The following is an 11,312-nucleotide window of genomic DNA, read 5'->3' as shown; positions in this document are numbered from 1 at the left end:
GGCGAGTTCCTTTCGGGACCACGGGCCGTGTGCCTCGCCGGAGGCTCATGCGCCCGGGGTGTGACGCTGTGGGGGAAGGGCGCGGGCCGCGGGCCGCACGCCGGGTGTTCGGTGGCCGGCCGCGGAGGGGGCCGGGGTGCGCCGGGGAGGACGCCGGTCGGCTATGGCTCGGCGGCCGTCCTCTTCCGAGGCCGGCCGCCGCACCGTGGGTGCCGTGGATATGGAGGATCTGGGGCGGGGCGGCTACCCCTTGTGGTCCCCCTCGTGCTCCCCCTTCTGTGCCTTCTTGGCCTCGTCGACCATCTTGTCCCAGGAGGTGGCGAAGTGTTCCGCGTCCGCCTTCGCCGCGTCGAAGATCTTCATCGCGTCCTGGCCGCCCTCGCCGGTGGAGTCGGTCATGTCCCGGAGCGTCTTCGCGAGGTCGGCGAGGACCTGGGTGCCCACCCCGGCGACCTTCTTGTACGCCTGGGCGGTCTCGTCGTTCTGACCACCGGCCGTCAGGTTCAGCTGGTTGAGGTGGTCGATCTCGTGGGAGACCTTGTCGACGAGGTCCGCGATCCCGTGGTAGTTGCCGAAGAGGCGCTTGAGGTCCTCGGCGGTCTTGATTTCCTCAGCCATCGGTCTCGTCCTCGTCGTCGCGGTAGGTACGCGGACCGCCCGGCATACCGTCCTTCAGTCCCATCTTCTGCCGGACCTCGCGCATCATCCGCAGCTGGTCGGTCCCGCCGAGCATGGATTCGCGGACCTCTTCGCTGAAGCCCATCATCGGCGACACGGCCCGGGTCACCGTCTCGTGCACCTCCAGGCGGGCCTTCTCCAGGAGTTGTACGAGAGTCCGGCCCAGTTCGGCGGGGGCCATCGAGCGGTACGCCTCGCCCTGGAACTTGATCTCCCGTACGTCGGACTGCGTTCCCATGATCACGGTGATGGAGCGGTCCTTGGAGGTGACCTTCACCGTCTGCCGGGCCAGTCGCTCCTGTGTCTCCTGGAGCTTGCTGCGGTGGTCGGCGAGCCGCCCCATGATGTCGTTGAGCTGTTCCTGATATCCGCTGCTCATCGTCCGACCTCGTTCCCGTACGTCACTGCTGTTCTTTCCGCGCTGTCCCGCGCCGCTGCCGTCATCCGCCGATCACGCCGGGTGTGGTGCCCTCGTGGGTGCCCCACACCTCCTCGTCCTCGTCGATCACGATGTTGCTGTGCTGCTCCTGCTGTCCCGGGGCGCCGCCGCCACCGCCGCCGCCCATGGGCGGCACCATCGGGGTGCCGGAGGAGGTGCTCCGTCCGCCCGCGGTGGCCTCGCCCAGTACCCGGCCGCCGCCGGGGCTTCTGGTGCCGGGCGGAATCTCCTCACCGGGCGGGACGGAACCGCCGTTGCGCAGCGAGGTGTTGCTCATACCGGTGTTGGTGCGCAGGAGGTCGCTGCCTCCGCCGACGCGGGCGAGGTTCTTGCCGAACGCGCCTTCGCCGACGCCGCCGCCCAGACCGCCGCCACCGCCCAGACCACCGCCGCCCAGACCTCCGCTGAAGGTCTTGAAGCTGCTCGGCGGGGGCGGGGGGCCGTTGGAGCCCGGCGGCTTCTGGAGGTACTCGGCGAGCTTCTTGTTGGGGTTGAACTCGTGGTTGCCCAGATTGTTGTTGCCGCTCCCGTAGCCGTAGCCGTTGCCCATTCCGGCGGGCGAGGTGAGCTTGGCGCCGGACGGCACGCCCGAGATCTTGTGGCCGGTGCTGTCGGTGGCGAGCTTGCCGTCGGGCCGGGTGACGGTCCCGTTCGAGTTGATCTTGGAACCGTACGGAACGCTGAGCGGCTTGCCGTTCTTGTCCTTGAGCGGTTTGCCGTCCGCGCCGACGAGCTGGGAGTGGGGAAGTCCGGCGCCGGGACCGCCGAGCCCGTCCTTGCCGCCGTTCTTGTCGGAGATACCGGACGAGAAACCGCCGACCTTCGGCACGGGCGGCGGCACCAGGCCGCCGGGCGGCTGGTTGCCGTGCTGGTCGCCGCCGCCCTTTCCGTCGAGGCCGTCGGTGCCGCCGCCGTTCTGCTGGGCGAACTGCTTCTTCACGTCCTCCATCGACGGCGGGTTCGCGCTGCCGCCGGCACCGCCGCCGCCCTCGCCACCGCCGCCTTCGGTCCCGCCGCCGGTCTTGGCGTTGAACTGCTTGTTGAGGTCCTGCAGCGCGTTGCCGCCGCCGGTCTTGTTCTGGTTCAGCAGCGACGCCAGGTCCTGGTTGGTGCCCCCGCCCGTCTTGTTGTTCCCCAGGGGGTTCGGCGAGTGCGGCATCCTCAGCCGCAACGGGCTGAGCGCCTCGGGAATGGCCGAGGTCGCCGTGTTGTAACTGCTCTCCAGCGTCTGCATGTGCGTCTTCGCCGGCTCGTCGAGCTTGGTGCGGACGTTGGTCAGCCACATCTCCTTGGCGCGCGACTGGACCTTGTCCCAGAAGCCCTGGGTCGCGGGGTCGCCGAACTTCGAGCCGGTGACCTTGGGGGTGTTGCCGTCGAACTCGATGTGCACCCCCTGCATCGCTTCCTGAAGCGCGTCGTGGGTGGCGTTGACCGGCGCGGCCAGCCGGTCGTTGTACCAGTTACGGAACGCCTCCTGGAGCCCGACCAGGGTGTTGTGGAGCTGGACGCGTGCCTGGTCGATGTCCCCGGTGAAGTCCCGGGGGTTGATCATCTCCATGCGGAGCCGTTCGAGCTCCTTGGCGTGGCCCTCCAGCACCGCCCGGAAGACCCCGGCTGAGCTGCCCTGCCAGTTGGAGTCCTCGTCGCCGATGGTCTTGGCCCAGCTCTCGATGAGCTCACCGGCCTTCTGGATGCGCCCCTCCAGCCACCGGGCGGTGTTGGAGGCGGTGTCGAAACTCCCGAGGCTGACGGATTCGTTGCCCTTGAGGGTCCCCGACAGCGGCGAAAGGATCTCGTCGGCCTGGTGGAAGAAGCGGTACAGCGGACCGTCGGAGCTGTTCAGCATGGCCCAGTCCATGTTGACACCGAGGACATAGGCCCGGTCCGAGCCGCCGAGAGCCTCGTTCCGCGCGTTCGGCAAGGTGTAGTTGAACGACCACCAGACGTCGTAATGCGGGTCGAAGCTCTGGCTCGCATCCGACGACACCCCGCCATCGCTCATACTCGCGACGAACCACGACGGCCCGCCGTCCGTACCGATCTCCGAACTGTCCGTCACCTTCTTCCCGGTGCCGGCGAAGGCTTTGAGGGCTTGCCCCCACGTCCAGTCCGTGCCCATGCCTCGGTATCTCCTGTCAGCCTGTCGTACTCAGGACGCGCTCGGCGGCGACGTGTAACTCCCGCCGCCTCCGCCCAAACCGCCCAGGATGTCCTGGAGGTTCTCCATCATCTGGGCGGCCGTCAGCTCGGTTTCCTTCTCGCCGTCGTCGAGAACCTGATTGACGGTCATCAGGTCGGTCGACAGATTTCCCATCGTCTTGGCGAAGGTGTCGAGCTGCTGCTTGAGGCTCTTGCAGAACATCTCGTACCGCACCTGAAGCGCCTGCCCGGCCGGGAAATCCTTGCTGCCGGCGAGGAGTTTGGCGTAACCGCCGGGGCCCATCGAACCGCCGGCGAACGCCGCGAGGTTCCGGTAGTCGTCATTGTTCCGGAAGTCGTCGAGGAATTCGTTGATCTTCTGCTTGGCGAATTCCTCCAGGTACCCCTCGGTAATCTTGACGTTACCGGTACCGGAACCGCCCTCGTGTTCAGTCACGGGGTGGACACCTTTCTCTCGACGCGGGCCGTCAGAAGATGTTGCTGCCCTTGTTGTCGGCGTCGATCATCGCCTGGATCATGTTCTCCAGTGCCGTCGTGCCCTGCTGGTGGGCGGTGTGCATTTCCGCCTCGGCGGCCTGGACGGCGTTCTGGACCTCCTGCCAGGCGGTGGAGGTGGCGCCCTCGAAGCTCTGCTTGATGGGGTTGAGCTGGTTGATCATGTCGTCCAGCGCAGCCTTCATCTCGGTGTTCGCCTGGGTCAGGTCCATGGCGTCCTGACGCGCCCGGTCGACCAGGAGATGAGTGTCAGCCATGTCGGCTCCTTGAGTGAGAAGAAGAATGTGGGAGGGAATTCCGGCGCCCCGCGGTCAACGCGTGCGCCGATTGCGGGAATTCCCGCGGATCAGCCCTTGCCGCCGAGGACGCCCTGGATGTTGTCCAGGTCGCCGCCCCAGCCGGCCGCGTGCTGCTGCGCCTCGTCCGCACCGGCATTCAGCACCTGGTTGGCCTGCTGAAGGTTGGCGTGGAGGTTGTTCACCTTCTGCGAGACCTGGTTGTAGGCCTCGATCCACTCCTGCATCTTCTGCTGGAACTGCGTGCTGGCCACCGACTGGAAGTTGGCCGCCACACCGGTGGTGACGATGTCGTTCACCTTCTGCCCGGAGGTGCGCATCTTCTCCATCTGACCTTCCAGAATCACCATCGCGTTCTGGAGATCCTGATCCTTCTTTGAAATGGCACCGGACATGGTGCGCCGTCCTTTCGAGAGGGTTTCAGCTGCTGATCACGCACGGATGCGGCCGGGGCCGCGTCCGTCGCGCGCGCGTACGGGGAGCGGGGCGGGCGTCATACGCGCCGGGCGGTGAGGGGGACATGCCGTCCCGGCGTGGTGTGTGCGGTGCCGGATACGGCACCTCCTCCGTCGTGGATGACGGCGCCGAAGGCGCGACCGCGACCAGGGTAGGCGCGGGCACCGGACACGTAGTCATACCAATGGTTGACGTTCCACGCTTTTCCGGCATGCCTCCCGGACGGGGCGCCGAACGGCCGGCGCGGCCAACCGCCCGCGCACGGCGGGTGGGCACCGCGGCGGCGGGGCACACCGCCCGCCGCACCGGCACCGGCCACCGCACCGGCGCCACGCACCGGGGCGCCGGGCGGCAGCGGGCCGGCGGGGGCCGGTGAGGTGTCCTTCACTGCGGTTCGCTCTCCTTGTCCGGGAAATACGTCCGGGTCGACGTGGAATGCGGGGAACACTATCGTGACCGCCCATCAGCATTTCGGTACGGAGCGTACTCCCGGCAGTTGAGGATGTATGCACAGCAGCGCTTGAACCCGGCTCCTCACCCCTGCACCACCACTCGTCTTTGCTGCCCCGCTTCTGCAAATAACTTTCGCCCCTCCCCCTGGCCCCTCCGGGTGCGTCCGCGCTCCGGGGCCGGTGCAGCAGGGTCCGGCCGCCCGAAGGAAGGTCCGTCTTGAGTACCGTCACATTCCGCCGACCACCACGCCGTCCCGGGCCACAGCTACCCGACGGGGAGCTGAGCCTCCAGGAGCCGCCGACGCTGCCGGAGGCGCAGGGCGGACTGTCGGGCGTGATCACGTATCTGCCCATGGCGCTCAGCTCGATGGGCATGATGCTGATCTTCCTGCGGCCGGGGTCCGGCGGGGCGCTCAGCTACGTCGCGATGGGCATGATGGCGCTGTCCGCGATCGGCATGCTGGCCACCCAGTTCATGCGCAGCTCCCAGGACCGCAAGCGCAAGCTGCGCGGCGAGCGCCGCGACTACCTGCGGTACCTGGCGACCACCCGGCGCCGGGTGCGGAAGGTCATCAACCAGCAGCGGCAGGCGCTGGCCTGGCAGCACCCCGAGCCGCCCGCCCTGTGGTCGCTGGCCCGCACCAGCCGGCTGTGGGAGCGCCGGCTGACCCACGAGGACTTCGGCGAGGTGCGGATCGCCCGCGGCTCCCGCCAGCTCGCGACGAAGCTGTCGCCGCTGTCCACCAAGCCCGTCGAGGACCTGGAGCCGCTCTGCGCCCACGCGCTGCGGCGGTTCATCCGCGCGTACGGCACCGTGTCCGACCAGCCGGTGGCCGTCCGGCTCCGTACGTACTCCCGGATCGTCTTCGACGGGGACGAGGAGATCGCGCGGGGCACGGTGCGGGGGATGCTGGCCCAGCTGGCGGTCTTCCACGCCCCGCGTGACGTGGACATCGTCGTCGTCGCGGACGGCGAGTCGCGGGCGGCGTGGGAGTGGGTGAAGTGGCTGCCGCACGCGCAGCACTCGGTGGAGAGCGACGGCGCGGGCGCCGCCCGGCTGGTGACCGACACCGTCTCCGAGCTGGAGGGGCTGCTGGGCGAGGAGTTCGCGCAGCGACCGAAGTTCGCCCCGGACAACGAGCCCAGCCGGGACGAGCCGTACACCGTGATCGTGCTGGACAGCTCGAACGTGCCGCAGGGCGCCCGGATCACCGGCCCCGGCTACAGCAACGCGGTGGTCCTGGACGTCCGCGGGGCGCTGGGGCAGAAGCCGTCCCGGCACGCGCTGCGGCTGCGGATCGTCGACGGTGAGCTGCGGATGCTGGGCACCGACCGCAGCGGCAAGGAGACCGAGTCGGCGGTGGGGCGCCCGGAGACGATGGGTGCCGCCGCCGTCCGCGCGCTGGCCGCCACCGTCGCGTCGTACCGGCCGGGCGTCGCCGCGCAGTCGGACGCGCCGCTGGAGCAGGACATGGACCTGGCGGGGCTGCTGGGCATCGCCGATCTGCACAAGGCGCCGCTGGACCGGCTGATGACGCGGTCGCGCTCGGAGCGGCTGCGGGTGCCGATCGGCCTGTCGGCGGACGGGTCGCCGGTGGAGCTGGACATCAAGGAGTCGGCGCAGGGCGGTATGGGCCCGCACGGCATGCTGATCGGTGCGACCGGTTCCGGTAAGTCGGAGCTGCTGCGCACGCTGGTGCTGTCGCTGGCGCTGACCCACTCCTCCGAGACGCTGAACTTCGTCCTGGTGGACTTCAAGGGCGGCGCGACCTTCCTGGGCCTGGACCAGCTGCCGCACACCTCCGCCGTGATCACCAACCTGGCGGACGAGACGGCGCTGGTCGAGCGCATGAAGGACGCGCTGCACGGCGAGATGATCCGCCGCCAGGAGCTGCTGCGGAAGGCCGGCAACTACTCGTCGGCGCTGGAGTACGAGCGGGCCCGGGAGGGCGGCGCGGCGCTCGAACCGCTGCCGACGCTGTTCGTGGTGGTCGACGAGTTCAGCGAACTGCTCGCCGCGCACCGCGACTTCATGGAGCTGTTCGTGATGATCGGGCGGCTCGGGCGCAGCCTCGGCGTGCATCTGCTGCTCGCCTCGCAGCGCCTCGACGAGGGCCGGATGCACCAGCTGGAGTCGCACCTGTCGTACCGGATCGGTCTGCGGACGTTCTCCGCGATGGAGAGCCGGGGCGTGCTGGGCGTACCGGACGCGTACAACCTGCCGTCGCAGCCGGGCAGCGGTCTGCTGAAGAACGACGTGGGCACGCTCACCCGCTTCAAGGCGGCGTACGTCTCGGGCCCCTACCGGGCCGCGCGGCGTACCGTGCAGCAGGCGGTGATCGCCGGTCAGGTGGTGCCGTTCGGTACGACGTGGGTGGCGCAGCGGCAGTTGCCGCAGGCGGCGCCCGAGCCGCTGCCGGAGGAGCTGGACGAGAACGCGCCGAGCCTGCTGGACATCGCCGCCGACCGGCTGCGGGAGCACCCCTCGCGCCCGGCGCACCAGGTCTGGCTGCCGCCGCTTCAGGCGCCGCCCACGCTGGACCTGCTGCTGCCGCCGCTGGCGCCGGTGCCGGGCCGTGGTCTGGCGCCCGCCGAGCAGTCCGGTCCGCGGCTGTCGGTGCCGGTCGGCGTGGTGGACCGGCCGTTCGACCAGCGGCGCGATCCGCTGCTGGCGGACCTGTCGGGCTCCGGCGGCCACGTCGGCATCGCCGGTGGTCCGCAGAGCGGCAAGAGCAACCTGGTCCGTACGCTGATCACCTCGCTGGCGCTCACCCACACCCCGCGTGAGGTGCAGTTCTACTGCCTGGACTTCGGTGGCGGTTCGCTGTCGGGCCTCTCCCGGCTGCCGCACGTCGGCGGGGTGACGGGCCGGCTCGACCCGGAGCGTGTGGTGCGCACGATGGCCGAGGTCACCGGGGTGATCGCGCGCCGCGAGCGGCAGTTCGCGGAGCTGGGCATCGAGTCGATGGAGGACTTCAGGCGGCGCCGGGCGGCCGGGGAGCTGGCCGACGAGAAGTTCGGTGACGTGTTCCTGGTCGTGGACGGCTGGAGCACCATCCGGCAGGACTTCATGGACCTGGTCCCGACGTTCAACCTCATCTCCTCGCGCGGTCTGAGCTTCGGCGTGCACCTGATCATCGCGTCGACCCGCTGGGGCGAGATCAGCAGCGGGCTGCGCGACCAGCTCGGCACCCGCTTCGAGCTGCGGCTCGGCGATCCGGTCGACTCGGTGATCAACATGCGGGCGGCGGACACCGTCCCGAAGATCCCCGGCCGCGGTATGACACAGGAGCGGCTGCACTTCCTGACCGCGCTGCCCCGCCTGGACGGCGACGCGCAGGCCGCGACCGTCAGCGAGGGCGTGTCCGCGCTGGTCAACAGCGTGCGCGAGGCGTGGGACGGGCCGTCGGCACCGGCCGTGCGGATGCTGCCGCTGGAGCTGGACGCGGCGACCCTGCCGGAGCCCGAGGGCGATCTGCGGGTGCCGCTGGGGCTGGAGGACCAGCGGCTGGAGCCGCTGTGGCACGACTTCGAGGCCAATCCGCACCTCATCGTCATCGGCGACGCGGAGACCGGCAAGACCAACCTGCTCAAGCTGATCTGCAAGGCCGTCGCCGAGCGGTACACACCCGACCAGGGCCGGATGATGCTGGTGGACTTCCGCCGCACGCTGGCCTCCGGGGTGCCGGAGTCGCACCGGCTGGGCTACGCGGTGGCCACCGACAAGCTGCGGCAGATGGTCGAGGGCGTGGCCCGCGCCATGCGGGAGCGGGTGCCGGGGCCGGACATCGCGCCGGAGCGGCTGAGCAAGCGGGACTGGTGGACCGGCCCGCAGCTCTTCGTCGTCGTCGACGACTTCGAGATGGTCGGCGGCGGGGGCATGGGGCCGAGCCCCTTCGCGCCGCTGCTGGAGTTCCTGCCGCAGGGCAACGAACTGGGCCTGCACCTGATCGTCGCCCGCAGCGCCAACGGCGCCTCCCGCGGCATCTCCGACCAGCTGCTGCGGCAGCTGCTGGAGTGCAACACCCCCGCGCTGATGCTGTCGTGCCCGCCGTCGGAGGGCATGTTCCTGCCGGGCGTGAAGCCGCGCCAGATGACCACCGGCCGCGGTCTGTACGTCACCCGCCGGGGCACCACGCAGGTCCAGACGGGCATGTTGGGGGTGGCCGGGGCGTAGCCCCGCACCCGGCTCGTCCGGGGCCCGATGACTCCCGGACGAGCCGCCCTCACCACTTGCTTCTGCAAATTAAATACGGTTCCCGAGAAAAGGAACACCCCTCGCCTCTTTTCCCTGAGTAGGAAATGCGGACGGTGCACCACCCCCACCTGGAGGGTTTTCCGAGGAAAAAAGAAATCCCCGTGGCAGGCCGCCGGCCGCACGGGGATTCCTTTTTCCGCAATATCGGTACCGAGGAGGCGCAAAATGAGCGCTCCCGGACGGCCGGGAGCCGGACGGCACGGCGGCCGGGCCTGGGGCGGAACCGGTCCCGCACTCCCCCGGCCCCACGCGACGCGGCCGTCCCGGATCGGCCACACCGGGCCGCACCTGCCGGACGGTCACACAGAGGGAATCAACGGGAAGGGGAAGCGGTGCGCGAAGAGGAAGAGCGCGGCGGTACGGCGCCGGAGCCGGTGGACGTGGTGCTGACGAAGGCCGGACGGGTCAAGATCCGGTATCCGGCCCGGCTGCTGGCCGACGACGGCACCCGCCTCTCCGTCCTGGCCGCCTGGGCCGCCCCCGGCGTCCGCGACTTCGGCTTCGTCCGCTTCGAGCCCGGCGACGCCTTCACCGAGCACTACTGGCGCGATCGCTGGTACGCCGTCAAGGAGGTACGCGACGGCCACGGCACGCTCAAGGGCTGGTACTGCGACATCACCCGCCCCGCCGTGGTCCGCGCGGGAGCCACGGGCCGGGCGGAGCTGACCGTGGAGGATCTCGATCTCGACCTGTGGGTGTCCGCGGACGGCTCCCGGGTGCTGCGCCTGGACGAGGACGAGTTCGCCGCGAGCGGTCTCACCGCCCGCGACCCGGCCGCCGCCCGGCAGGCCCTGGCCGCCCTCGACACGCTGGAGCGGATCGCGAAGGAGGGCGGACTCCCGGGCCTGGTGGCCGCTTGAGCGACCGTCGCCCGGCGGGGCGGGCCGGCGCACGCGCACGGTCACCGGCCATAGCGCCCCGGGGGGCCACCGGGCCGGGACCGGCCCCGGGGCCCTCCGGACCGGCACCGGCCCCGGCGGGCGCCGCGCCCCTCGGCAGCCGTATCAGTACTCGTAGAACTCCACCGCGCTCTCCGGGACCGGGGCGCCCGAGGCGGCTTCCGCGAGCCGGGGCAGCAGGGCGGCGGCGCGCTTGGTGACGGTGTCGCGGTCGCCCTCGGAGAGGGCGGGGCCGAGGCCGACGGCGACCGCGCCCGCCGCGATCCACTCGGGGGCGCTCTCGACGCTCACCCCGCCCGCCGGGAGCAGCGGCGCCTGCGGCAGGACGGCGCGGATCTCCCCGAGCCAGGACGACCGGCGCTCCGCCGCGGGGAACACCTTGAGCGCGTCGGCGCCCAGCTCCAGGGCGCGGACCATCTCTGTCGGGGTGGCGACGCCGGGGAAGACGGGGACGCCGTAGCGGTGGCCCGTCCGGATCACCTCGGCGTCCAAGCTCGGCGAGGACAGGAAGCGGGCACCGGCGTCGACCGCCATCCGGGCCGAGACCGCGTCGAGGACCGTACCGGCGCCGATGACCGCGTCCTCCCCCAGCTCACGGGTGAGCGTGGTGACGGCCTCCAGCGCGAACGGTGTGGTCAGGGATATCTCCAGGGTGGTGACGCCCGCCGACAGGAGGGTGTCGGCGGTGGCGCTCGCCTCGTCGTACGTGGCGCTGCGAACGATGGCGAAGACCCGCTGCGCCAGCGCGGCCCGGGTGATCTCCCAGCGATACACGGCAGTTCGCCGTCCTTCCTCGTCTGTGCATGACCGCGACCGTCCGGCAGTGGCCGGTACGGCGGTCTCCGCGCGCGGGCAGGCCGCGACAGGTCGGAGCATTACCGCAGATGCCCGGTCATTTCTCGATTCGACCGGAACGCTACCGGCAGCCACTGACAATTCTCCCGCGGGGGACCACCGTACGTCCCTGAAGGGGCGACATCCCAGGGATCTTTCAGGGTTACCCGCGCGGCAACTCAGCGCGACCGCCCCGGCCTTCGGGCCCCGGACAGCGCGACGGCGGCCGGGACACCCGCGGGTGTCCCGGCCGCCCTCCCCGCCCAGTGGAACGGGAGTCCAGTTCCCAACCGCCATCTAAGAGGTCGAAAGGGGCGCCGGTGTCTGAGGTTTGGTAGTCCTCCT

General features: G+C 70.4%; 9 protein-coding genes. 2 read left to right on the top strand and 7 right to left on the bottom strand.

Going from position 1 to position 11,312, the window contains the following annotated elements; translation table 11 throughout:
• Positions 1-243 precede the first annotated feature (243 nt).
• The 6 genes from ACZ4M8_RS27315 to ACZ4M8_RS27290 form a co-directional block, all read right to left on the bottom strand.
• Positions 244-618 (bottom strand): hypothetical protein, encoded by a 375-nt coding sequence (locus ACZ4M8_RS27315; RefSeq protein WP_467611808.1) that lies wholly within the window; start codon positions 616-618, stop codon positions 244-246.
• On the bottom strand, positions 611-1,057 hold the full coding sequence (locus ACZ4M8_RS27310) for a YbaB/EbfC family nucleoid-associated protein (RefSeq protein WP_467611805.1): 447 nt from the start codon (positions 1,055-1,057) through the stop codon (positions 611-613). The genes ACZ4M8_RS27315 and ACZ4M8_RS27310 overlap by 8 nt, the downstream gene beginning before the upstream one ends.
• A 61-nt stretch (positions 1,058-1,118) precedes the next feature.
• Positions 1,119-3,236 (bottom strand): hypothetical protein, encoded by a 2,118-nt coding sequence (locus ACZ4M8_RS27305; RefSeq protein WP_467611802.1) that lies wholly within the window; start codon positions 3,234-3,236, stop codon positions 1,119-1,121.
• A gap of 30 nt (positions 3,237-3,266) precedes the next feature.
• Positions 3,267-3,713 carry a hypothetical protein gene (locus ACZ4M8_RS27300; RefSeq protein ID WP_467611799.1) on the bottom strand — a complete coding sequence of 149 codons (447 nt, stop codon included), beginning with the start codon at positions 3,711-3,713 and terminating at the stop codon, positions 3,267-3,269.
• 31 nt (positions 3,714-3,744) lie between these two features.
• Positions 3,745-4,029 (bottom strand): WXG100 family type VII secretion target, encoded by a 285-nt coding sequence (locus ACZ4M8_RS27295; protein ID WP_467611796.1) that lies wholly within the window; start codon positions 4,027-4,029, stop codon positions 3,745-3,747.
• An 89-nt stretch (positions 4,030-4,118) separates the two neighbouring features.
• Positions 4,119-4,418, bottom strand: coding sequence for a hypothetical protein (locus ACZ4M8_RS27290; protein ID WP_467611793.1), 300 nt, complete (start codon positions 4,416-4,418; stop codon positions 4,119-4,121).
• A gap of 775 nt (positions 4,419-5,193) precedes the next feature.
• Between ACZ4M8_RS27290 and eccCa the strand changes: the two genes are divergently transcribed.
• Positions 5,194-9,153: a type VII secretion protein EccCa gene (gene eccCa, locus ACZ4M8_RS27285; protein WP_467611790.1), complete on the top strand. Its 3,960-nt coding sequence runs from the start codon at positions 5,194-5,196 to the stop codon at positions 9,151-9,153.
• A 413-nt stretch (positions 9,154-9,566) separates the two neighbouring features.
• On the top strand, positions 9,567-10,094 hold the full coding sequence (locus ACZ4M8_RS27280; protein WP_467611787.1) for a ribonuclease FAU-1 family protein: 528 nt from the start codon (positions 9,567-9,569) through the stop codon (positions 10,092-10,094).
• Between the two features lie 144 nt (positions 10,095-10,238).
• Here the strand turns inward: ACZ4M8_RS27280 and ACZ4M8_RS27275 are convergent, their stop codons facing one another.
• Positions 10,239-10,907: a bifunctional 4-hydroxy-2-oxoglutarate aldolase/2-dehydro-3-deoxy-phosphogluconate aldolase gene (locus tag ACZ4M8_RS27275; RefSeq protein ID WP_467611784.1), complete on the bottom strand. Its 669-nt coding sequence runs from the start codon at positions 10,905-10,907 to the stop codon at positions 10,239-10,241.
• Between the last annotated feature and the right edge of the window lie 405 nt (positions 10,908-11,312).

The organism is Streptomyces sp. NPDC027185 (assembly GCF_055567035.1).
The sequence above is the reverse complement of the archived record's forward strand: the minus strand, read 5'-3'. Positions and strand labels throughout refer to the sequence as shown.

What these genes read in the sequence shown, in the direction of transcription:
- ACZ4M8_RS27310 (WP_467611805.1), bottom strand. Translation starts at nt 1,057, where the DNA reads ATGAGCAGCGGATATCAGGAACAGCTCAACGACATCATGGGGCGGCTC.
- ACZ4M8_RS27305 (WP_467611802.1), bottom strand. Translation starts at nt 3,236, where the DNA reads ATGGGCACGGACTGGACGTGGGGGCAAGCCCTCAAAGCCTTCGCCGGC.
- ACZ4M8_RS27290 (WP_467611793.1), bottom strand. Translation starts at nt 4,418, where the DNA reads ATGGTGATTCTGGAAGGTCAGATGGAGAAGATGCGCACCTCCGGGCAG.
- ACZ4M8_RS27295 (WP_467611796.1), bottom strand. Translation starts at nt 4,029, where the DNA reads ATGGCTGACACTCATCTCCTGGTCGACCGGGCGCGTCAGGACGCCATG.
- ACZ4M8_RS27315 (WP_467611808.1), bottom strand. Translation starts at nt 618, where the DNA reads ATGGCTGAGGAAATCAAGACCGCCGAGGACCTCAAGCGCCTCTTCGGC.